Here is a 22212-nt window from a genome sequence, read left to right as displayed (position 1 = left end):
GTTAAGCCAATGCCTTTGTGAAAAGGATACCGACCATACACTTGAGCTATCGGCTTTACTCCCAAGCCCACCTGGGTGGGCGATAACTCCTTTTAACTCCTTTAACTCCTGCAAGTTTCGCACTTGCGAAACTTGAGTCATATTCAATCAAACCATTAACGAATTCCAGTTGAAATCAAATTCCCGGTTCAGGTCAAAGCCTCGCGATACTTGTCCGTGCCGCCGGTTGTTTTCCCGACCTTGAGCTTAATGACAAACGGTTCGCCGGGATTCCGGGCCGGCATGTCCACATTGTACTCATGACGGGCCGTTTCCGTCACTTTCACTTTCCCGCCTCCATTCGTCAGCACGGCTTCCTGCAAGACTGTCTCAGGCGGAGTCTTCACGACCAGGCGGCCTGAATAGGGGGGATTGAACACGACCATATATACGTCGTCCCCCTTGCGGGTGTAATAGCCCCAGTCCTGCTTTTCCCAGCCGGCATAGTCGCAACCATAGATGCACTCGCCGTACTTGTCCATCCACCGCCCGATGAAAGCGGCCAGTTCCTTCTCTTCGCGGCGGAAGTCCCCGTCGGGTTGGGGGCCGAAGTTCACCACCATATTGCCTCCCATCGAAACGGCATGTACAATCCGCTCCAGCACCTCCAGCGGTGTCTTCACATAACTCAGCGACCAGTCCTTGTGATACCCCCATTGATTCTCCGGAACGGTCATGCAAGCCTCCCAGTCCCAGCGGGTCACCTTCAAGTCCTTGACGGGATCGGGAAGGCGGCGTTCGTAGCCCGATTCGTAGTCGCCCATCAGGTGGCCGTTGCTGTCAAAATGGCGCTTGCCGTAGTCGTCTGCACGCAGGCGGCTGTTGACCGTCACGCCGGGCAGCATCTCCTTCAGCATCTTTTCCACATGGGCAGTCCACCATCCGTTCTTCTTGATGCTGGCATCCCAAGTGCCGTCAAACCAGAAATCCTTCACCGTCGGGTAGCGGGAGGCCAGTTCTTTCAGCTGATTGTCCGTAAACTCCAGGAAACGCCGGAAGGCGGCTTCATCCTCTTCCGAACGGATATCGTACCGATAATCCGGATGGCTCCAGTCCATTACCGAGAAATAGAAATGGACATCGATGCCTTCATCATTATAAGCCTTCACCAGTTCGCCCAATATATCCTTCTTATAAGGCGTCTGCGCGACCGTATATTCACTATATTGGCTGGGCCAGAGGCAGAACCCTTCATGGTGTTTGGTCGTAATCTTCACATACTTCACTCCCATCTTGCGGGCCATCCTGGCCCACGCCTTGGCATCAAAGTTCTGCGGGTTCCATTGCTTCATGAGTTCCATCCATTCGTTGGCAGGAACCTCTGCCCACGACTTCAGCCATTCGGCCGCACCCGGATAGACTTTTCCTTTCCACTCGCCTCCGGGAATGGCATACAATCCCCAGTGGATAAAAGCCCCCAGGCGGTTGTCGCGGAACTTCTGCATGGCGGCATCCGTCCGCTTGCCCAAGCGTTCGGCACCATATTCCAAGGGAATTTCCTGGTCGGCAGGCAGCAAATGTTGTGTTTGGGAAAAAGTGGGCAGCCACACAGCCGCCTGCAACAGCAAGCAAACCGTTATTCTCAGAAAATGCGTTTTCATAATCAGATCAGTTGTTGGCGTAAAAATTCCGCAGGCTCCGCCCCTGCACTGAGAAAGCGGCAGGAGCAAAAGCCGTCCCCGGCAATGCCGAAAGCTATCGGAGCCTGCGATATTCAGAATTGTTCAATCATCAGTTCTTCCAGTCGTTTTGCGGGAAGTCGGCACCCGTATTGGCATCTATCACATTCTGCGGTATGGGCCATAACAGATTCTTCTCCGTAAATCCCACGGTTTTATGGTTGTACTTGTTGACACGCTCCACATGCTTGCCCGTGCGCTGCAACGTGAACCGACGCTGTTCCTCACCAACCAGTTCGCGGATGCGCTCGTCCAGCAAGAAATCCATCGTGGCCTGTTCTGCCGTGATTTCAGGCGCTCCGGCACGCTTGCGCACTTCGTTGATGGCATCGGCCGCACCCTCACTGTCCGACAGGCGGATACATGCCTCGGCCAGGAACAGGTAAGTCTCTGCCAAACGGATTTTCATGCGGTCCTTGCTGCCGCCGGTCAGTGCCGGGTCGTCTTCCGTCTTTCCATAGAAGAACTTGGTGATTACCGGATAGACTTTGCTGAGGGTGCGCATCTTCTCCGTTATGACAACCTCCTTCCCATAGGTTTCGGGATAAGCGGGGTCGTTGTAGTACCAATGGCGCTTGATGTTATTCTCCGAATTGCGGATGTCGTCCGGAGCATAGAAGTCCGGCGTGTCTTCAATCCACCAGGTCAGAGGCTGTATCTGAGCCAATCCGCGGCCGCCCAAGGAATCGCACAGCAACAGAGGAGTAAACTCAGAAGAGTTCATTCCCGTTCCGTCCCAATAACGGGGATTCCATGCGCGGCGCGTCCAGTCAAGGCTGCTTCCGCCACCTCCGGTCGTGTTGTATTCAAGCTGCATGACCCAAATGCTCTCTTTGTTGCCCGAAGTACGGTTCTGGTTGTTTTCCAGGAACAAGTCATGGAAGCAGTCGCCACCCGCATTGTTTTTATCCACACCGAAACGCGTCTTCATCAGTTCATAATAAGGAGCCGCAATCACCTCTTCGGCACACTTCTTCGCCTCGGCATATTCACCCGCCATCAGGCATACTTCGGCCAGATAATGTTTGGCAGCCCACTTGGTCAGTTTTCCCGGCTCTATTTCATCAGGGTCTTCCGGCAGGTAAGTGGCGGCAAATCTCAAGTCATCCATCATGTTGGCAAGCACTTCCGCCTTGGGAGTACGGGTAAAGTCTACACGGAAGTCCTTCTCAATCTTGTCCACCCAAGGTACATCGCCATACAGATAGACCAGCGTGCGGTAGGCATACGCACGGAAGAAACGGGCTGTAGCCTGATACAGTTCCTTGTCGCCGGGTTTGTCCCAATTGGTATTGATTTCAGAATATTCCAGCAACTCGTTGCAGGAAGCAATCAGGCCGTATCCCCAGTTCCAGCAGGAGGTAACAAAAGTAGTTGAAGGAGTGTAAGACAGATTTTCAAAAGGAGTCAGTGAACCGTCCTGTTGTGCACCGCAGAACACAATATCGGTAGCCACCTGGAAAGCCTCATAAATACAAGCCTGCCCGTGAGTGAAAGCATAGTCGCCGGAAGAACCTCCCCACGTGTTGTACTCGTCGCGTGCCCAGGCATAGAGACCGGTGGCGGCCACTTCAAATCCGTAACTGCTTGTATAAATCCGGTCCGGGCCGTCGGTACTCTTCATCTCTTCGTCCAGGAAATCGGAACAACCGGTCCCGCCCAACATCACCAGTGCGGCCAAAGCCGCCATTATCTTTGTTTTCATAATCAGTCTGCTATTTATATAAATAAGTAAATCAAAATCCGTTTATCATCAGAAAGTCACATTCAAACCAAGCATATAGGAGCGGGCGGTCGGGTAGCCGATGACCAATCCCTTCTCGTCCTGGTTGGACAATGCGTTGTCGTAGTTCAAGGCATTCTTGATGTTGCTGAACGTATAGAGGTTGTTCACACTGAGGTCAACCCGCACGGCAGTCAGGCCAATGTTGCCCAAAAGTTTCTTCGGCAGATTATAGCCCACCGTGATATTCTTGATTTGCACATAATTGACCTTCTTATAGAACGAGTGCTTGTTGAAAGGAACATAGGTGATGGAAGTCATTTCGTTGGTCGGATTGTCCTCCGTCCAGTAATCCATACCGCTCAAATAGTTGAAGTTTTTCATCCAACGGTCAAAGTTCATGTCATGCATCTGCTTCCACTGACCGAACAGGCCGTTCAGGACGAACGAAGCATAGAAGTCCTTGTAAGTAAAGCTATTGGTCATTGACATCAGGAAACTCGGAAGCTTGGAACCGATAATCTTCTTGTCGCTGGCATCAATGACTCCGTCTCCGTTCACGTCCTCCAGCTTGGCAGAGCCCGGTTTGGCACCGGCCTGTATCTCCTTGCCTTCGTCGTTCAGGAAGTTGTCGTCCGTCTGCCAGGTTCCAACGACATTGTAGTCATAGTAGACACGCGCCGGCTCGCCAACGAACCATGCGTTGTTCAGGTCCTGAGTGGCTCCGTCCGTCAATTTGGTTATCTCGTCCCGGTTCAGAGAGAAGTTATAGGTAGTCCTCCAGTTGAAGTTCTCCGTGCGCACATTGACCGAGGTCAAAGACAGCTCGACACCCACATTGCGCGTGGCTCCGATGTTATCCATAATCGTTTTATAGCCGTTCATGTAAGGCACCGAACGGTTCATCAGCAAGTCTTTTGTCTTGGACAGGTAGAACTCCACGTTACCACTCAGGCGGCCGTTGAAGAAAGCAAAATCCACACCAACGTTCAACGTGTTGGTAGTCTCCCACTTCAGGTTAGGATTGCCCACTCCATTCGTTGGAAGGAATACGCCGTTGGCAACCGTACCTCCATCACCCCAGATATACTTTACGCTGCTGACGCGGTCCAGCGTCTGGTAAGCGTTGATGGCCTGATTGCCATTGGAACCGTATGACACGCGCAACTTCAACTGGTCCAGCCACTCACGGGTATTCTCCATGAAATTCTCCTCGGACATGTTCCAGGCAACGGCTGCCGAAGGGAAGAAAGCGTACTTGTTGTTCTTGCCAAAAGCCGAATATCCGTCGGAACGTCCGGTCAGGGTCAACAGATATTTGCCTTTATAGTTATAGTTGAAACGGAGCATATAGGAGAGCATCGAAGTCTCGGTCAGTTCGGAATCCACCTTGATGTTTTTCTCACCTGCCGCCATGTTGTGATACTCGGAGGCATCGCTGACAAAGCTCTCTGCCGACTGATAGGCATACTGGTTGGACGTCTCCTGCATGGAGAACAGACCTGTCACATCAAACTTATGATTGCCGAGAGTCTTTTCATAGCGCAGGATGTTCTCCCACGTATAGTCGTAATAATGGGTGTTGGAAATGGAGGCCGAACCGTTGACGCTTGCACCCGTCACGGTATTGCGGCCGTAGTAAGTGCCCACGAACTTGTTCCGGTAATTGTAACCGAAGTTCGTACGGAAGCTGAGTCCCTTCAGCGGCAGCTGTATCTCGGCAAACGACGAGATGAAGACGTTCCGGTTCACCTTGTCGTTGACGGCATTGATGTCGGCCATCGGGTTGGAGAACAGATTGTCGCGGCTCATCGGATACTGCACATAGTTGCCGCTCTCGTCTTTATAATTGCCAAAAGGGCTCATCTTCAGGCCGGCTTCCAGCGAAGGGGAAAGCCCGCCAAAGTCTTTCTGCACGGCCTGCATGTTCAAACCTATTTTCAGCCAGTCGTTCAGGTCCTGCGTTACGTTCAACGCCACGTTCGTACGGTTCATGCCCGTATTCTCCACCACGCCGTTCTGCAACAGATGGGAAATGGAAGCCATGTAGGTCGTTTTCTCCGTTCCGCCGGAGATGCTCACCTGATGGCTGGTGACCAGCGCCTTCCGGAACAGGATGTCCTGCCAGTCGATGGTGCGTCCGGCCATATAATTGGCATATTCGTCAGCCCCCAGCACTGTTTCGGCGGTCAGTTCGTCATAGGGAGTGCCGGACAGCTGGTGGTTCAGGTCGCGCAGATACTGGATGTATTCGTCGCCTTCCATCATGTCCAGCCTACGTTCCGGCTCGGCCATGCCCACCTGTCCCTTATAGGTGACAGTGGCCTTGCCCACCTTTCCCTTTTTGGTCTGGATAAGGATGACACCGTTGGCACCGCGGGAGCCGTAGATGGCTGCGGAAGAAGCGTCCTTCAAGACAGACATGCTCTCCACGATGTCCGGGTCGATGTCGCCGATGGAACCGCTGTAAGGAATGCCGTCCAATACGACCAGAGGGTCATTGCTGGCAGTCAGCGAGTTGCTGCCGCGCACGCGCAAGGTCTGGTCCTCGCCCGGCTGGGCATTGCCGGTCGTGATGCTCAATCCGGGTATCTGTCCGGCCAGTTTGTCCATCAGGTTGTTGGTGGTCACCAGGTTCAGCTTGTCCTGGCCTATTGCCACCATGCCGCCCGTCAGGTCCGACTTTCGTTGCGAGCCGTAACCCACCACTACCACTTCGTCCAACTGCTCGGCATCTTCCTTCAACTGAAGTACCGGAGGCACATTGCCGGCCTTGAATACCTGGGTCGTATATCCTATATAAGAAATCTGAATATTGGCACCCCTCTGCACCGTCAGTTCATAGTTGCCGTCCATGTCGGTAATGACTCCGTTGGTGGTACCTTCCTCAAGCACATTTGCCCCGATGACCGGCCCGAATCCGTCAACCACCTGCCCCTTGACAGTGATGGTACGGCCGTTGCCTGTCTGTCTGTTCTTAGGGAACAGCGCAATCTGCGTATGGGTTACCTCGTATCTCAGATTGGTGTTTTTCAACATGAGGTCCATTGCCTCTGAAGCCGTGGCCTGCTTTACGTCCAGACTCACTTTCTGCTTCACATCGACCTGGCTGGCGTCGTAGAAAAAAGTATATGCACTCACGCTCTCGATGCGTTCAATCGCCTCGGAAAGAGGGATGTCAGAGAAAGCCGCCGTAATGCTTTTCGGCTTCGGTTGTGCAGATAAAGGCACACAAAGGACAAGCAGCAATAAAATTGCCACATATTTTTTCAGATTCATTTTTTTCGTCAGATTTAAAATTTAACTATAGAAAAATTGTGAATTTCACGGTAAAGAAAGACGTTAGCCGCTCGCGAAAAGCGTTGGTTAATCATAGCATTACATCAGTCTGTTACATAGGCAGTCACATTTTAGGATTCGTTTTCTCGTTATCATAGATGATGAGCTCATTTTCATCGGTAAACGTATATCCTATCGGATTGATGCGCGACATCAGGCGAAGAATCTCCTCCAAAGACTCGTCGCGCAGCGTAAACGTATAGCGGTACTTGTCGGCAACGGACGGGGCAAGGTCAATCTTCACGTTATACCACTTGCCCAGAACACGGCAAATGTCGCGCAAGGAACGTTGGCTGAACACAACCTGGTCTTGCGTCCACGAAGAGGCCAGAAGCACATCCCCACGAACAACGGACAACTTGCCATCCAGCTTGTTATAGGTAGCGGTCTCACCCGGTTGCAGGAAGCGTTGCTCCGTCGCAGTTTCCAGCGAGACCGAACCTTCCAGCAGACTGACGCAGGTGCTGTCAGCATCAGGGAAAGCCTCCACATTGAACTTCGTCCCGTGTACCCTGATAATCATTCCGCCCGTCTTCACAAGAAAAGGACGGCCTTCATCGTGTGCTACGTCAAAATAGGCCTCTCCCTGCAAGGTCACCACGCGCTCGCTGCCTCCCTTCCGCGATACATCACACACCACACGGGTGTCGTTGTGCAGCCAGACGGAAGAACAGTCGGGCAAAGTGGCGGACGCCTTGCCGCTCATGCAGACGTATTCCAGGGGCACCGGCTCCGAAACGCCACTCCATTGTCCGGCAAAAAAGGCTACGGCCAGCAGAATGACCGCACAGGCAGCCACGGCGTAATAGACCCGACGCGGCACCAGACGGAGAGGTGCGGAGTTCCGCTCCACCGGCCTGGCTGGGTGCTTCCCGCCAACTTCACCGGTCGCATGAATACGTCTGGACAGTTCCTTCCAATAATATTCCTTGTCCGGCTGATAGCAGGAAGCGTTCACCCGTATCTTCTCCCAAAGGATACAAAGTTCTTCAAACAACTCTCCATTGGCGGCCACCCAATCGGACAGGAGCCGATTGTCGTCAGCCGATATTTCATTCTTCAACTTCGAGACTATCAAGTCCCAGGGTATCTCCTTTTTCATAACCTTCGTTTAACGTCTTTCATCTATATGACACCCCACAGGACGGCAACCCTTATTCCGGCTCCGATTTTTTTTCAGAAAAATGCAAAGAGCCGACCGATGCCGGACGCAACGCCACATCGGCCACAAAAAATTTGGTGAAGAAGCAAGTTCCGCTTACCTTTGCATACGAACCAGACAATCCGCACATGGCAACCCACGACGACATCCTATTGCTGAAGCTGATAAAGGAGGGCGACGAACATGCGTTCAAATACCTGTTCGATGCCCACTTCGTCCCCCTGTGCCGCTACATCAACGTCTACCTGGACAACTATGCCGACTCGGAAGGACTGGCGCTCGAAATCTTCATGCACATCTGGGAAAACAGAAACCAACTGGAAATAAAGCTCTCGCTGAAAGCCTACCTGTTCCAGGCCGCACGCAACCGCAGCCTCAACGCATTGCGGGACCGGAAGGCCGTCGGCCCGCTCAGCGAAGAACTGCAGGACTGCCTGGCATCCACCGACTATCCGGCCCTGGAAATGGAAGAACTGGACCGGCTCATCCGCGAAGCCGTGGACACATTGCCCGAAAAGTGCAAGGAAGTCTTCCTGAAAAGCAGGCAGAAAAACCTGTCCAACCAGGAAATCGCCACTGCCATGAACATCTCCGTCAAGACGGTGGAAGCCCAAATCACCAAAGCCCTGAAACTGATACGAAAATATCTGGGCGAAGGATACAGCTATCTCTTCTGAACCGACATCGCCTGCGCCGGAAAGGGAAACCCGGATTGCAAGCCCCATTCCCCGTCCGGAAATGCCTGCACGGTCTGCGCACCATGCTTGCATGGTCCGCAGACGATGCAAGCACGGAGCGAGGACGATGCTTGCATGGCCTAAGGGCTGATTATCAAGGGCTCTCCCTCTCCAAAAGCAACGTGGCATCCTGCCGGACGGCATCGCCCGGCCTTGGCGCCCGGCAGGCATCAGGACGGCACGAGCAGCCCCCCGACAGCAAGTGGGGAAAGGGCCGACAAGGAACACAAACAAAGCTTTTACAATAATTAACCTATTGGATATTGCACTATTACGAATTATTCGTAGATTTGCATTGAATTCAAACTAAAGCTTTATTCCATGGAAAAGTTAACGATGCAAGAAGAAGAAGTGATGTTGTACATCTGGGAGCTGAAGGAATGTTTCGTGAAGGACATCCTCGCCCGATTCTCCGAACCGAAGCCGCCCTATACCACCGTGGCCTCGATAGTGAAAAACCTGGAACGGAAACAATATGTGAAGCCCACCCGTGTGGGAAACACGTACCGCTACACCCCGCTGATACGCGAAAGCGAATACAAGCGGACGTTCATGAGCGGATTCGTCCGCAACTACTTTGCCAATTCGTACAAGGAGATGGTCTCGTTCTTCGCCAAGGAGCAGAAGATTTCGGCCAACGACTTGAAAGATATCATAGATATGATTGAGAAAGGAAAGGAAAATTGATTAGCGGTAAGCGGTGAGCGGTCAGCGGTCAGCATTGCCAACCGTCAGCCAGCCGTTCCCGTCCCAGCCACTAATCACTAACCACTAACCGTTAACCACTAACCACTGATACGATGGTCTATTTTCTGAAAATCAACGTGGCGATAGCCCTGTTCTATGCCTTCTACCGGCTGTTCTTCTACAAGGACACGTTCTTTGCCTGGCGGCGGACAGCCTTGCTGTGCTTCTTTGCCGTGTCGGCCGCCGTGCCGCTGCTGGACATCCAGCAGTGGATTGTGCAGCAGGAGCCGATGGCAGCCATGGCCGACCTCTATGCCGCCGTGGTGCTGCCCGAACTGACGCTGACCCCGCAGCCCGAAACGGACTGGAAGCAACTGGTGGCCGACGGCATCGGCATCGTCTACTGGCTGGTGGCCGCCCTGCTGGCCTCGCGCCTGGTGGTACAGCTGGCAGGCATCATCCGCCTGGCACGCCGCTGCCCCACGCAGAAGATAGACGGCACCACCGTACACCTCCTCCCCCGCCCGGAAGGCCCCTTCTCGTTCTTCCGCTGGATATTCGTCTGCCCCGACGCACACACCGGCGAAGAGCTGAACGAGATACTGACCCACGAGCGCACCCATGCCCGCCAATGGCACTCCATCGACGTGCTGACGGGCGAACTGGCCTGCGTCGTCTGCTGGTTCAACCCCTTTGCCTGGCTCATGAGGCGGGAAATACGCACGAACCTGGAGTACATGGCCGACGAAAAGGTACTGGAGACCGGCCACGACTCGCGCACCTACCAGTACCACCTGTTGGGTTTGTCACATCATAAGGCTGCAGCAACCATCTATAACAGTTTCAATGTTTTACCCCTAAAAAAGCGCATCACTATGATGAACAAACGAAGAACCCGAGCAATAGGGAGAACCAAGTACCTGATGTTCCTCCCGCTGGCCGCCCTGCTGATGATAGTCTGCAACATCGAGGCCGTGGCACGCGCCACACAGAAGATTACGGCTGAAGTTATGGAAGCTGTCACTCCCGCCGAGACGCCCGAAGTACAGCCCGAGAACCCCGCACCCCAGCCTCAGCCTGAAAGCATCGCTCCCCTGCCCGAACAAGAGGCAGAGACCGCTCCCCTGCCTCAGCAGGAGAAGCCCCAAAAAGTGACCTACAAGGGAAAGATAGTGGACGAAGCTGGCAACCCGCTGGGCGACGTAAAGATTATTACCGACCATAAGTTCCAGTCGACAACCGTAAGCACAGTCAACACCCAGGGAGAGTTTCGGGTGGAGACTTCCTCCGAAGCAGGTATCCTGTTTGAATATACCGGCAAAGACGGTAAGACGTTGGCACGGATGTGCAGGCCTGCCGAATTGGCCAAGATGGATCCTGACAACATGGTTATCGAACTGATACCGGTAAACATCATCAAGCCCAACGTGACAGACGCCGATGTCTATGAAGTCGTAGAGAACATGCCCGAATTCCCCGACGGAGGCATGCCGGGACTGATGAAGTACCTGTCCGACAACATCCGCTATCCCGAAGCTGCCCATAAGGCAGGGACGCAGGGGCGCGTCACCGTGCAGTTTGTGGTCGGCAAGGACGGAAGCATCGGGAACGTAAGCATCCTGAGAGCTGTCGACCCCGACCTGGATGCCGAAGCCATCCGCGTCATCAGCAGTATGCCCAAGTGGAAACCGGGCACGCAGAAAGGCGAACCGGTCAAAGTGAAATACACCGTCCCCGTCATGTTCCGCCTGACACCCGAGCCGGTGGACAAGATAGGTGAAACGGTCGTGACGGCTGTCGGCAAGACACCCGTCCCCGTGACAGGCGAAGTCTATGACGTTGTGGACAAGATGCCCGAATACCCCGGCGGCATGGCCGGCCTGATGCAATACCTCAGCAAGAACATCCGCTATCCGGCCGAGGCCCACACCAAAGGCATACAGGGAAGAGTGACCGTATCGGTCATCATCAATGCCGAAGGCAAGGCAGTCAACGCCAGCATTGTCCGCAGCGTCGACCCCATCCTGGATGCGGAAGCCCTGCGCGTGGCCAGTAACATGCCCGGCTGGTCACCCGGCACCAAGGACGGAAAGCCCGTGAACGTGAAATACACCTTCCCGGTCGTGTTCCGCCTGCAATAGGAAATTCTCTCTCTACATAATTGTTTCACCACAGAGGGCACAGAGTAGCACAGAGTTTATATTTCTTGAACTCTGTGGGACTCTGTGCCACTCTGTGGTGAATGTTTATTTCTTCACCTGCACAATCCGTGTAGGCTCCATCTCAATGTTGCGCTTGTCCACCTGGCGCACCACAGCAGCGGCCAGCTGAAGGAAGGCGCGACCGGTAACGGAGTCCGAATCGAGGGCCACGGGCTTGCCCTGGTCGCCGCTCTCGCAAATGCTCTGCACGATGGGGATTTGCCCCAGCAAAGGCACCTTCAATTCCTCGGCGAGTTGCTTGCAGCCTTCCTTGCCAAAGATGTAGTACTTGTTCTCCGGCAGTTCGGCGGGGGTGAACCATGCCATGTTCTCCACCAGTCCCAGGATGGGTACGTTCACCTTGTCGTTGGTGTACATGTCCACACCCTTGCGTGCATCGGCCAAGGCCACCTGCTGCGGCGTGCTGACGATGACGGCACCCGTGATGGCCAGCGTCTGGAGCAGGGTCAGGTGGATGTCGCTCGTGCCCGGAGGAGTGTCGAGAATGAAGTAGTCGAGGTCGCCCCAGTCGGCATCGCCCACCAGTTGCTTCAGGGCATTGCTGGCCATGCCGCCGCGCCACAGGGTAGCCTGTTCGGGATTGACAAAGAAGCCGATGGAGAGCAGCTTCAGACCGTACTTCTCGATAGGGATGATGAGGTCGCGGCCGTCGATACGCTCGGCATAGGGGCGGGCGTCCTCCACCTGGAACATCTTGGGGACGGATGGGCCGAAGATGTCGGCATCGAGCAGACCCACCTTGTAGCCCAGCTTCACCAGGGCTACGGCCAGGTTGGCTGCCACGGTACTCTTACCTACCCCACCCTTGCCGCTGGATACGGCGATGACGTTCTTCACACGGGGCAGCATCTTGCCCGGTTCGGGGCGGGCTGCCTGACGGCTTTCGGTGGTGATGCTCACCTCCACGTCGGGCGACACGTAAGTATGGATGGCCGTTTCGGCCGATTTCAGCATGGACTTCATGAAGGGGTCTTCATGCCGTCGATGCGCAGGTTGTCGGCCACCATTTCGGCTTCGACAAGGTTCTTGCCGTTGCCCGGATAGCGCACGGTGGCCAGTGCGTCGAGAATAAGTTTCGGATAAAGAGTCATAATTGTTATTTATAAGGAATGAAAGAAGTTAGAGGAAGTAAGAAAGGGTCAGAGGCCGATAGAAAACGTATGGATAAATCGTACGTATCGGCTTTTAACTCCTTAGCCCGCCCAAGCGCGCAATCACTCCTTCCAACTTCTTCAACTTCCAATTCATATTATTTACTGGTCTGAAGCCCGCTCCGCTTGCTGCGGTTGTAGCTTCGGTATTCATCGAGTTCTATCTCCACATCGGGCTCGGCTAGCGCACCTTCGTGAAGCAGACGGAAACGGATGTACTTGATGTTCAGCCCGCGGTCCAGCCATTGCTGTTCGTAGTAGGTGCGGATGCTGAGTATCTCGTCGGCCAGGCCCGAGTGATACAAGTCTTCGGTCATCACTTCGACAGGCAGGCGGTTGTGCTCCACCATGTACTTGGTGTAGGTGAACATGAAGTTGCTGTCCGTCTTCAGGTGTACCAGCCCGCCGTCTACCAGAAAGCGGCGGTAGCGCTCCATGAAGTAGGTGGAAGTAAGCCGCTTCGTGGCCTTCTTCATCTGCGGGTCGGAGAAGGTAAGCCATATCTCGCTGACCTCGCCCGGCGCAAAGAAGCGGTCAATGATTTCGATGTTGGTACGCAGGAAGGCGACGTTCGTCATGCCCGCCTGAAGCGATTCGGTGGCTCCCGTCCACATACGTGCACCCTTGATGTCGACGCCGATGAAGTTTTTCTCGGGGAAGAGACGGCCCAGGCCGACAGTGTACTCGCCCCGGCCACAACCCAGTTCGAGCACGATGGGGCGGTCGTTCTTGAAGAAGGTTTCTCCCCAATGCCCCTTCATAACGAAAGGCACGTCATCGACTACCGAATAGGGGTATTCAAACACGTGCGGATAGTCCCGCATATCTGCAAATTTCGCTAATTTTCCTTTTCCCATAATTTAGAAAGTCTCCACCCAACCGGTGTAGCTGTAAAACAACCGGTCGGCGAAGGATTGGTGAAACAATGCATATTGGTCGACACCCGTGCAGTGACATACGCCCAACCGTTGCGGCAGGTTGTCTGACAAGTAACGGGCTATGACGCTGTATTTCCCGACTCCGGCCGTACGGATATGGAAACCGCCCAGCACCAGCTTCAGCACTCCTGCCGGAAAGGCCTCGTGCACCGTACGGAGGATATTGGTGATGCCGCGGTGCGAGCAGGCACTCAGCACGGCCAGGTCAAGGTCGCGCTTCAACACCAGCGCCAGTTCGTCGTCGAAACGGTCGGGACGTTTCTGGCCATCGGTCAGCGTATAGAAATGCTCGAAGTGCGTGTCGGCCTCATCGGCTACAGGCAACTGGGGAAAGACAAAGACACCCGGCAGCACCTCCTCCGTCTGCTCCACGAAGCGGAAGCGGGACGTGTCAAGGTCTTCGGGATGCATCAGGCCGTTCTCACGCTCGTCCTTGTACTTGGGGCGGAGGACTTCGCGCTTGCACACCACCGTGGCGCGGTCGTTCAACCGCAGGAAGTGATGCAGACCGCCCGTGTGGTCACGATGTCCGTGAGAAAGGACAAGACAGTCCACCTCGCACAGGTCAATGCCCATCAGACGGGCGTTGCGGATGAAGAGGTCGGAGGCACCGGTATCGAACAGCACCTTATGCCCCCCTACCTCAACAAGCAGGGAAAGCCCATGCTCTCCCTGCAAGCCCTTGCCGTAGACGGTGTTCTCGACAAGGGTCGTTATCTTTATGTCCCTGTTCACGCCTGTCATTCCACAACGGTTACCCAGCCGTGCACGTCGGGCTCGTCGCCATACTGGATGGCACGCAGCTTGTGATAGAGCTTGGAGCTGATTTCGCCCGGCTTGCCGTCCTTCGAGATGACATAGGAACGGTTGTTCTCGGGGTCGTCAATGCGCTGGATGGGGCTGATAACGGCTGCCGTACCGCAGGCACCGGCTTCCTCGAATGTAGAAAGCTCTTCTTCGGGGATGGGACGACGCTCTACCTTCAAGCCCATGTCTTCGGCCAGTTGCATGAGGCTCTTATTGGTGATGCTGGGCAGGATGGAAGTGGACAACGGCGTGATGTACGTATTGTCCTTGATGCCGAAGAAGTTGGCGGCACCGCATTCGTCCATGTATTTCTTCTCCTTGGCGTCGAGGTAGAACTCTGCCGAATAGCCTGCGTCGTGAGCTTCCTTGCTGGCGCGGAGGCTGGCGGCGTAGTTGCCGCCCACCTTGAACGTGCCGGTGCCGAGCGGAGCCGCACGGTCGTACTTGCGGGTGATGACGTAAGGAGTGGTGGCAAATCCGCCCTTGAAGTACGGACCTACGGGCGTAACGAATATCAGGAAGAGGTACTCATTGGAGGGCTTTACACCGACCTGTGCACCCGTACCTACCAGCAACGGACGGATGTAGAGTGATGCACCACTCTCGTAAGGCGGGATGAAACGTTCGTTCAGCTTTACCACCTTCAGCACAGCCTCACGGAAGCGTTCGGTCGACAGCTCGGGCATCAGGATGCCGCGGCAGGTGGATTGCAGGCGGGCGGCGTTCTCCTCCAGGCGGAAGATACGTACCTTGCCGTCCTTGCCCTTGAAGGCTTTCAGGCCCTCGAAGGCTTCCTGTGTGCATGGGGATGGTTTCCTCGCTGCATACTTCCAGCTCGCCCCACTGACCGTTACGATGATAAATTCTCACGTTGTAGTCTGTCTTCATGTATCCGAAAGACAGATTTGACCAATCTATTTCTTTCATAATCTTATGATGTTATATGTTGTTTTATTTATTCTTCCATACGCAACTCATTGTCCAATGCTTCAGGAGCCTGACGGCAATCCCAAACGGAAATGACAATCACCTTATTATCCTCCACGCGATAGATGACCTTATAGTGTGGATGTGCGACGACGGAACGGTATAAGTCGCCATAACCTGCTACACGTTGCCCGATTAAGGGGAAAGACGACAAACGGGAAACCGTATCCGTGATTGTTCTGAACATCTTATCAGCAACACGTTCACCCGCACAATCCCAATAGTAGCGGATAACGGCCAACAGTTCTTCTTGTGCCTCGTCAGTCCAGATTATTTCCATGAACTTATCGCCTTTTCCATTCTGGCAACCACTTCTTCATGGGTGTGGGTACGCCCCATTGACCAATCATTCTCAGCACAGCAGATAGCTCTTTGCCGTTCCTCCTCCGTATAAGGCACCCCTGGAATGCGTCCATCCTTCTCCCTTTCCTTCAGATCTTCCAGAAAGGCTTGAAGCGCATCCATCGCCCAGTCCTTGTCCATCAGGGAAATGACGTCCTGCAACACTTGTTGCCTTAGTTTCATTGTAGTCATACACTCCGTTATTTGGTTCAGCAACAAAAATAGTCTTTATTCTTCACTTTCTTGCTTTTCGGCCAGTATTTTTTCGATTTCCCGGTCAGCTTTGGTCAGTTTGCTCTCGCAGAAGGCGATTATTTCGTTGGCTTCCTTGATTTTCTCGGCCAGTTCGTCTATCTCCAGCTGGTTGCTGTCAATCTGGTTGACTATCTTCTCCAGGCGGCTCATGGCCTGGCTGTAGGTTTCCTTTTTCTTGGGTGTGGGCATAGTTTGTAATTATTTGATGGATTGTACGGCAGATGTTATCTCGCCTTGATAGACTCTCGTTGTCAGCACGTCGCCTGCGTGCAGTTGTGAAGCATCTTTGACGGCCTTGCCATCCTTCAGCGTGATGCTGTAGCCACGGGCCAGCAGCTTGTCGGGCGAGGCATCGGCAAGGCGTTGGCGGAGCAGCTCCAGCCGGTGGCGGTGGCGGGCAAGCAAAGCCTCCACCGAACGGTGCAAGTCCTTACGGGCGGTGAGCAATTCCAGCTTGGCAGACGATATGCGGCGGACAGAGGCCGTGGGGATGCGGTTGCGGCACTGTTGCAGGCGGTTGCGTTCCCACTTCAGGCGGCCGGTGACACCTTCGTACAGGCGGACAGCGAGGTCGTTCAGGCGGTCGGCAGCTTCGTCCATGCGGGCGATGAGGCATTCGGCGGCGGCAGTGGGGGTCTTCACACGAGTGTGGGCTACGGAGTCGAGCACCGTATCGTCGCGTTCGTGCCCGATACCTGTAATAACAGGCAGAGGGAACTGGGCGCAGGCGGCGGCCAGCAGGTAGGTGTCGAAGCAGGAGAGGTCTGACGTGGCACCTCCGCCGCGGATGATGACCACCACGTCGAAGTCGGCGGCACGGCTGTTGATGCTGTCGAGCGCAGCCAGTATCGATTCCTCCACGCGGTCGCCCTGCATGGCGGCGGGGAAGAGTTCGGTGTGGAAGTAATAGCCGCGCGGATTGTTCTCCAGCTGATGACAGAAGTCACCGTAGCCGGCAGCCGTGGCCGAGGAGATAACGGCCACGCGTCGGGGCAGCTCGGGCATGGGCAGTTCCTTGTTCAGCGTCAGCACGCCCTCTTCCTCCAGCTGCTTCAGTATCTCGCGACGGCGGCGGGCCATGTCGCCCAGCGTATAGGTGGGGTCAATGTCGTGCACGGTCAGGCTGAAGCCGTAGAGTTCGTGGAAGCCGACAGAGACCTGCACCAGCACCTTGATGCCCGCCGTGAAGGCCTGCCCCGTGCTTTCCTCGAAATAGGGACGAAGCAGGCGGAACACGTTGCTCCAGATGACGCCGCGCGCCTTGGCCACGAGGTTGTTGCTGCGCGGGTCTTTCTGCACGAACTCCACGTAGCAATGGCCCGTGGCGGGATGTACACGCACTTCGCTCAGTTCGGCCTGCACCCAATACTCGTCCGGCAGGCATTGCTCCAGGCTGTGGCGCACCAGGGCATTGAGGTCATATAAGGATAACGCATCCATCGTGTATTCTCATCTGATTGTTCTTATAAATACAAAAAAGTTTCAATAGTTGTCATTGCAATGAAACCAGTAGTTCCAAATCGGCTCCAAACCTTGAAACTACTGGTTTCATTGCAAGAATCCGGTAGGTTCAAGGGATGAAACCGGTGGGTTCAACGGATGAAACCATTCCCGAAGCCCCATGTGTTCATCGGGGCTGTGCCGAGAGGTACTCCTGATAAGCCTTCCACATGTCGGGCACGCCATAGCCGTAAATGTTGTCGGGGAAGTCGGCGCGGTCGCCCGAACGGCGGACCAGCTCGATGACTTCCTTGGCCGTCAGCGTGGGGCAGGCCTGCCACAGGCAGGTGACCATGCCGCACATGATGGGCGAGGAGAAGGAGGTTCCGTTGGCTCTGCCCTGATTGCCATCGGTACGGATGACGTCGGCCCCCAGGCCTACCGCCACGACATCGGGCTTCACGCGGCCGTCGGCCGTATTGCCGATGGAGGAGAACGGTGCCAGCACGGCTTTCTTATCGATGGCGCCCACCGTCAGGACATTGTCGGCATCGCCCGGAGGGGTAATCTTCTTCCACGAGCCCATGCCGGAGTTGCCGGCACTGCACACCAGCACCATGCCCTTGTCGGCTATGCGCGATGCCTGGCGCGACATCAGGGCGTAGTGTCCGTCAAGGTCGCGGAAGCGGTAGTTCTTCGACGGGTCGTCGAAGGCATAGTAGCCCAGCGAGGTGTTGATGACGTCCACGCCCACACTGTCGGCAAACTCCACCGCCGCTGCCCAGTAGTCCTGCTCCACCAGGTGCTCGGAATACTCGTCTTCGCTGCGCAGCAGCCAGAAGGAGGCTTCGGGCGCCGTGCCTATCATCACGTTGGGACGGTTCATTCCGATGCACGACAGTACGCTCAGTCCGTGGCTGCTCTCGGCATAGATGTCGGCCTCGGGGTTCACAAAGTCCTTTACCCCCAGAATGCGGATATTCTGCATGGCCGTGATACTGTCAACGTTATGATAGCCGGCATCTATCACGGCTATCGTCATGCCCTGCCCGCGGAAGCCCGCTTTATGCAGCTTGTCGCCGTGGCTCATCTGTATCTGCGTGACGGCGGCTCCGTAGATGCTGTCTTTGTAAACGGTGGGGCGGTTCACCAGCGAGTCGCGCCGTGTGGAGAAGAAAGGGCCTTTGGGAGCCGTCCACACCCGCTCGGCCGAGCGGACAAAGGGGAGGGCAACGATGCGGCCGATAAGCGCCGTGTCGTTGCACGAGACGGTGACAAAGTTATCCCACTTGCCCGTCACCACCACGTTCACGCCCTGCCGGCGTATCTCGTCGACATACTTGCGGCAAACGGGCAGGTCGGTCGAGTCGACGGGTAAATGCTGTTTGCTCCGGCGTTCGATGGCCTCCGGCGAAAGGAATTCTTCGGGTTTGTCCAGGCTATACTCCGTGGCGGCCTTGTCTTTCAGGCTGATGCGATACTTCAGCGTGTCCTGCTGTGCCGTTGCCGTCAGGGCGGCAACAGCCAGTGTCAGCAACAATACAATTCGTTTCATTATGATAAGTATTAGTTTTTAAGTTTTTGAGTTCGTGAGTTCTTGAGTTATTGAGTTTGTTAGTTTGTGAGTTTATAAGTTAGGGAGCCAGTAAGCGAAAGCATTATAGACTTAAGAACTTAAAAACTCACAAACTCAATAACTTAAAAACTCAAAATTCACAGTTCAGCCTTCGGTCACATACATGCCTATGCCCCGCTGCGAAGCGATGAAGGCGCCACCCACTACCCGACGGCCGATGTAGAACACGGCCGACTGGCCGGGCGCAATGGCCGATGCTTCCTCCAGGAAACGGACCAGCAGGCGTCCGTCGTCCAGACGGCTCACCGTGCAGGGGATGGGACGGCTGCGGTAGCGGATGCGCACGGTCAGGCTGTCGCTGCCGAATACCTCCGCCTCGTCCGTCAGGCAGTCCTGTTCGGCCAGCATGTAGTGCGTCTTCAGCTGCTCGGCATCGCCCAGCATCACGGTGTTCTTCTGCGGATTGATTTTCAGCACGTAGGCCGGCTTGCCAAGGGCTATCTCCAGCCCCTTGCGCTGCCCGATGGTGTAGTATGGGAAACCCTTGTGCTCGCCCAGCTTCACGCCTTCGGCGTTGACGAACCAGCCTTTGCCCACCTCGGTGTCTATCTCGGGGCAATGCTCGCGCAGGAAGTCGCGGTAGTCGCCCTTGATGAAGCACACCTCCATGCTCTCGCCCTCGTCGGCCTTCAGCGTATAGCCCTTGCCGCGCAGGTAGTCGCGCACCTTCAGTTTGGTATATTCGCCCAGGGGGAAGAGGCAGCGGCGCAGCACGTCCTGCCCCAGCCGCCAGAGGAAATAAGACTGGTCTTTCTTGTCGTCGTCGCCCGCCACGATGTATATCTTCCCGTTCCGTTCCTCCAGGCGGGTGTAGTGGCCCGTGGCGATGTAGGCGCACCCCAGGCGGTCGGCCCACTCCGTCAGGATGCGGAACTTGAACAGGGGATTGCACATCACGCAGGGATTCGGCGTGCGTCCCTGCCGGTATTCGTCGATGAAATATTGCACGATGGTGCGGCGGAAGCCTTCGCGTTCGTCGGCCACGTGATATTCGATGTCCATACTCCCGGCCAGTTTCCGGGCCTCGGTCGGCTCGTCACCCCACACCCACATGGTGAGGCCCACAATCTCGTAGCCCTGCTCGCGCAGCATCAGGCACGTCGCCGTGCTGTCTATGCCGCCGCTCATGCCTACCAGTACTCTCTTTTCGGATTTTTCCATTTATTGTTCTAAAAGCTTTAGCCTGCAAAAATACATGTTTTCAGCAAGAATACACCCTTTTTCCACCTGCCGAAGCGGTTTTTCAGTCTTTTTATGAAGTCGGGCCGCACGGCTGAGGGGTGTAACACAAATGAAACACTTATGACATAACGACATAACACCTGCAACCGACCTTTGCCGCCAGAAAGAAACAACCCGTAAAGAAACGAATATGAAGAAAATCGTCTGGCTGCTGCTGGCCGTCCTGCTGGCTCCTGCCGCAGGAGCACAAACGCCCTCTGTGGATGAAGGCAAGAAGATTGACAAAGAGAAGCTGGAGGCCAAAGACTACCTGCCCCAGGTACACGGTACCATCCGCGCCAAGTACGAATACCAGACAGGCATGGGAGCCGGCCGCTTCGAGGTGCGCAACGCCCGCGTCAGCCTGACGGGCAACATCCTGCCCAGCGTGGCCTACAAGGCAGAGATAGACCTCTCCGACGAAGGCCAAATCAAGATGCTGGACGCCTACGCCCGCCTCTTCCCCCTGGAGGGACTGACCGTGACGGCCGGACAGATGCGCGTGCCCTTCACCATCGACGCCCACCGCTCGCCCCACCAGCAGTACTTCGCCAACCGCTCGTTCATCGCCAAGCAGGTGGGCAACGTGCGCGACGTGGGTCTGACACTGGGCTATAAGCTGCCCACCGACATGCCCGTCACCATCGAAGGCGGCCTGTACAACGGCACGGGACTGACCAACCAGAAGGTGTGGCACAAGGAACTGAACTACTCCGCCAAGGCCGAGATGTTCCTCATCCCGGGACTGAACCTCACCCTGAGCGTACAGGCCATCCAGCCCGAGGAGATACGGATGCAGTCGTACGACATCGGTGCCTACTACGAGTTCGGCCGCTTCCACATCGAGGGCGAATACCTCTACAAAACCTACTCGAAGAATGCCTTTGCCGACGTGCAGGCCATAGACGCCTTCATCAATTACGACCTGCCGCTGAAGAAAGGCCCCTTCACGAAAATGTCCTTCCTGGCCCGCTACGACATGATGACCGACCAGAGCGACGCCAAGACCACCGACGAGACTACCGGCGCCCTGGTTACGACCGACTACGAACGCCAGCGCCTGACGGGCGGCATCACCCTGAGCCTCAGCAAGGCCTTCCGCACCGACCTGCGGCTGAACTTCGAGAAATACTTCTACGCCAAGCACAGCATTGCCAAGGAGTCCGAACAGGACAAGGTGGTACTGGAACTGATGGTACGCTTCTGAACACACCGAAGGCGGTGCGGGACACCTACGCCCCACACCGCCTTTCCTGTCAAGACAGCGCCTGTCAGCCCAACGGATTGTCGTCTTCGCCCGGCTGCACAGTGCCTCCACCGCCTGTCGTACCGCCATCCGAGGCCGTTCCGCCCCACTCTTCCCACACGATGCGGGCATCGACCATGCTGCGCGTCAGCACCTTGTTGTTCACATCGCGCTCCACTTCGGGGATGAAGCGCACCCGCACGCCGGTAATCTGCTTCGGAGTCACCTCCTCGGCCGTGGCCACTCCCTGCTTGTTGGCCGCGGCGGTGTAGTAGAACGTCCCCACACCATCTATCTTCACCGTGCGCCCCTGGGCCATGAAGTCGCTCAGCACGCCGCCCAGGTTCTCCATGATGGCGTACATGTCGCCTCGCGTCACCGTGGAGAGGTCGGCCAGTTTGTCCGCCACCTCGCGGGTGCTCACAGGCTTGCCCCATGTAACGGACTGCGGATACCACAAATTGTTCACCTTCTTCTGTACTCTTTTAAAAAATGCCATAATAACCTGAGTTTTGGATAAGAAATGTGCCTGAAAATTAGTTAGAATGCTCAATTATATGTATCTTTATAGTGTGAAAATCAAAACGATAGCATATAATTA

Annotated in this window: 17 protein-coding genes and 2 pseudogenes; 4 read left to right on the top strand and 15 right to left on the bottom strand. The window is 55.4% G+C overall.

The annotated features are described in order from the left end of the window. Positions 1 to 188 precede the first annotated feature (188 nt). The 4 genes from Q1Y74_RS09045 to Q1Y74_RS09030 all read right to left on the bottom strand — a co-directional run bounded on the left by Q1Y74_RS09045 (position 189) and on the right by Q1Y74_RS09030 (position 7882). Positions 189 to 1640, bottom strand: coding sequence for an alpha-L-fucosidase (locus Q1Y74_RS09045; RefSeq protein WP_300813933.1), 1452 nt, complete (start codon positions 1638 to 1640; stop codon positions 189 to 191). A 130-nt stretch (positions 1641 to 1770) separates the two neighbouring features. After that, complete coding sequence (locus Q1Y74_RS09040) at positions 1771 to 3423, bottom strand: RagB/SusD family nutrient uptake outer membrane protein (RefSeq protein ID WP_300813931.1); 1653 nt, start codon at positions 3421 to 3423, stop codon at positions 1771 to 1773. Positions 3424 to 3471: 48 nt separating this feature from the next. Further along, positions 3472 to 6720: a TonB-dependent receptor gene (locus Q1Y74_RS09035; RefSeq protein ID WP_300813930.1), complete on the bottom strand. Its 3249-nt coding sequence runs from the start codon at positions 6718 to 6720 to the stop codon at positions 3472 to 3474. Between the two features lie 124 nt (positions 6721 to 6844). Beyond that, on the bottom strand, positions 6845 to 7882 hold the full coding sequence (locus Q1Y74_RS09030; RefSeq protein ID WP_300813929.1) for a FecR domain-containing protein: 1038 nt from the start codon (positions 7880 to 7882) through the stop codon (positions 6845 to 6847). Positions 7883 to 8070: 188 nt separating this feature from the next. On the opposite strand from Q1Y74_RS09030, the gene Q1Y74_RS09025 reads away from it, so the two are divergent. From Q1Y74_RS09025 to Q1Y74_RS09015, 3 genes are all read left to right on the top strand, one after another. Next, positions 8071 to 8619, top strand: a complete 549-nt coding sequence (locus Q1Y74_RS09025; RefSeq protein WP_300813951.1) for an RNA polymerase sigma-70 factor — start codon at positions 8071 to 8073, stop codon at positions 8617 to 8619. A 381-nt stretch (positions 8620 to 9000) separates the two neighbouring features. Then, positions 9001 to 9366, top strand: coding sequence for a BlaI/MecI/CopY family transcriptional regulator (locus Q1Y74_RS09020; protein WP_300813928.1), 366 nt, complete (start codon positions 9001 to 9003; stop codon positions 9364 to 9366). Between the two features lie 113 nt (positions 9367 to 9479). Beyond that, complete coding sequence (locus Q1Y74_RS09015) at positions 9480 to 11507, top strand: M56 family metallopeptidase (protein ID WP_300813927.1); 2028 nt, start codon at positions 9480 to 9482, stop codon at positions 11505 to 11507. A 105-nt stretch (positions 11508 to 11612) separates the two neighbouring features. On the opposite strand, the pseudogene Q1Y74_RS09010 reads toward Q1Y74_RS09015, so the two are convergent. From Q1Y74_RS09010 to mnmA, 10 genes and pseudogenes are all read right to left on the bottom strand, one after another. Continuing rightward, positions 11613 to 12679: pseudogene (locus Q1Y74_RS09010) on the bottom strand (Mrp/NBP35 family ATP-binding protein). Between the two features lie 158 nt (positions 12680 to 12837). After that, positions 12838 to 13596 (bottom strand): tRNA (guanosine(46)-N7)-methyltransferase TrmB, encoded by a 759-nt coding sequence (trmB, locus tag Q1Y74_RS09005; protein ID WP_300813925.1) that lies wholly within the window; start codon positions 13594 to 13596, stop codon positions 12838 to 12840. Between the two features lie 3 nt (positions 13597 to 13599). Beyond that, the gene (locus Q1Y74_RS09000) at positions 13600 to 14412 is read right to left on the bottom strand and encodes an MBL fold metallo-hydrolase (protein WP_300813924.1); all 813 of its coding nucleotides are present in this window, start codon (positions 14410 to 14412) and stop codon (positions 13600 to 13602) included. A 5-nt stretch (positions 14413 to 14417) separates the two neighbouring features. Continuing rightward, positions 14418 to 15411 (bottom strand): annotated as a pseudogene (locus tag Q1Y74_RS08995) (branched-chain amino acid aminotransferase). A gap of 28 nt (positions 15412 to 15439) precedes the next feature. Then, a complete protein-coding gene (locus Q1Y74_RS08990; protein ID WP_300813923.1) occupies positions 15440 to 15751 on the bottom strand; it encodes a type II toxin-antitoxin system RelE/ParE family toxin in 312 nt (103 codons plus the stop codon). Next, a complete protein-coding gene (locus tag Q1Y74_RS08985) occupies positions 15742 to 16005 on the bottom strand; it encodes a hypothetical protein (protein WP_300813921.1) in 264 nt (87 codons plus the stop codon). The genes Q1Y74_RS08990 and Q1Y74_RS08985 overlap by 10 nt, the downstream gene beginning before the upstream one ends. A 36-nt stretch (positions 16006 to 16041) precedes the next feature. Further along, entirely contained in the window at positions 16042 to 16257 is a 216-nt protein-coding gene (gene xseB, locus Q1Y74_RS08980; RefSeq protein ID WP_300813920.1) for an exodeoxyribonuclease VII small subunit, read from the bottom strand. Positions 16258 to 16266: 9 nt separating this feature from the next. Next, positions 16267 to 17508, bottom strand: a complete 1242-nt coding sequence (gene xseA, locus Q1Y74_RS08975; RefSeq protein ID WP_300813919.1) for an exodeoxyribonuclease VII large subunit — start codon at positions 17506 to 17508, stop codon at positions 16267 to 16269. A gap of 187 nt (positions 17509 to 17695) precedes the next feature. Next, the gene (locus tag Q1Y74_RS08970; protein WP_300813918.1) at positions 17696 to 19063 is read right to left on the bottom strand and encodes a S8 family serine peptidase; all 1368 of its coding nucleotides are present in this window, start codon (positions 19061 to 19063) and stop codon (positions 17696 to 17698) included. Positions 19064 to 19228: 165 nt separating this feature from the next. Beyond that, the gene (gene mnmA / locus Q1Y74_RS08965; RefSeq protein ID WP_300813917.1) at positions 19229 to 20305 is read right to left on the bottom strand and encodes a tRNA 2-thiouridine(34) synthase MnmA; all 1077 of its coding nucleotides are present in this window, start codon (positions 20303 to 20305) and stop codon (positions 19229 to 19231) included. Positions 20306 to 20516: 211 nt separating this feature from the next. Between mnmA and Q1Y74_RS08960 the strand changes: the two genes are divergently transcribed. Continuing rightward, the gene (locus tag Q1Y74_RS08960) at positions 20517 to 21572 is read left to right on the top strand and encodes a porin (RefSeq protein ID WP_300813916.1); all 1056 of its coding nucleotides are present in this window, start codon (positions 20517 to 20519) and stop codon (positions 21570 to 21572) included. Positions 21573 to 21636: 64 nt separating this feature from the next. Here Q1Y74_RS08960 and Q1Y74_RS08955 read toward each other — a convergent pair whose 3' ends face one another. Beyond that, a complete protein-coding gene (locus tag Q1Y74_RS08955) occupies positions 21637 to 22110 on the bottom strand; it encodes an HU family DNA-binding protein (protein ID WP_300813915.1) in 474 nt (157 codons plus the stop codon). Positions 22111 to 22212: the final 102 nt, after the last annotated feature.

Source organism: uncultured Bacteroides sp., from assembly GCF_949298305.1.
GTDB lineage: Bacteria > Bacteroidota > Bacteroidia > Bacteroidales > Bacteroidaceae > Bacteroides.
The sequence above is the reverse complement of the archived record's forward strand: the minus strand, read 5'-3'. Positions and strand labels throughout refer to the sequence as shown.

Bases quoted from the DNA above. Each gene is read 5' to 3' on its own strand.
- Q1Y74_RS09045 (WP_300813933.1), bottom strand. From the start codon at position 1,640: ATGAAAACGCATTTTCTGAGAATAACGGTTTGCTTGCTGTTGCAGGCG.
- Q1Y74_RS09040 (WP_300813931.1), bottom strand. From the start codon at position 3,423: ATGAAAACAAAGATAATGGCGGCTTTGGCCGCACTGGTGATGTTGGGC.
- Q1Y74_RS09035 (WP_300813930.1), bottom strand. From the start codon at position 6,720: ATGAATCTGAAAAAATATGTGGCAATTTTATTGCTGCTTGTCCTTTGT.
- Q1Y74_RS09030 (WP_300813929.1), bottom strand. From the start codon at position 7,882: ATGAAAAAGGAGATACCCTGGGACTTGATAGTCTCGAAGTTGAAGAAT.
- Q1Y74_RS09025 (WP_300813951.1), top strand. From the start codon at position 8,071: ATGGCAACCCACGACGACATCCTATTGCTGAAGCTGATAAAGGAGGGC.
- Q1Y74_RS09020 (WP_300813928.1), top strand. From the start codon at position 9,001: ATGGAAAAGTTAACGATGCAAGAAGAAGAAGTGATGTTGTACATCTGG.
- Q1Y74_RS09015 (WP_300813927.1), top strand. From the start codon at position 9,480: ATGGTCTATTTTCTGAAAATCAACGTGGCGATAGCCCTGTTCTATGCC.
- trmB (WP_300813925.1), bottom strand. From the start codon at position 13,596: ATGGGAAAAGGAAAATTAGCGAAATTTGCAGATATGCGGGACTATCCG.
- Q1Y74_RS08990 (WP_300813923.1), bottom strand. From the start codon at position 15,751: ATGGAAATAATCTGGACTGACGAGGCACAAGAAGAACTGTTGGCCGTT.
- Q1Y74_RS08985 (WP_300813921.1), bottom strand. From the start codon at position 16,005: ATGACTACAATGAAACTAAGGCAACAAGTGTTGCAGGACGTCATTTCC.
- xseB (WP_300813920.1), bottom strand. From the start codon at position 16,257: ATGCCCACACCCAAGAAAAAGGAAACCTACAGCCAGGCCATGAGCCGC.
- xseA (WP_300813919.1), bottom strand. From the start codon at position 17,508: ATGGATGCGTTATCCTTATATGACCTCAATGCCCTGGTGCGCCACAGC.
- Q1Y74_RS08970 (WP_300813918.1), bottom strand. From the start codon at position 19,063: ATGAAACGAATTGTATTGTTGCTGACACTGGCTGTTGCCGCCCTGACG.
- mnmA (WP_300813917.1), bottom strand. From the start codon at position 20,305: ATGGAAAAATCCGAAAAGAGAGTACTGGTAGGCATGAGCGGCGGCATA.
- Q1Y74_RS08960 (WP_300813916.1), top strand. From the start codon at position 20,517: ATGAAGAAAATCGTCTGGCTGCTGCTGGCCGTCCTGCTGGCTCCTGCC.
- Q1Y74_RS08955 (WP_300813915.1), bottom strand. From the start codon at position 22,110: ATGGCATTTTTTAAAAGAGTACAGAAGAAGGTGAACAATTTGTGGTAT.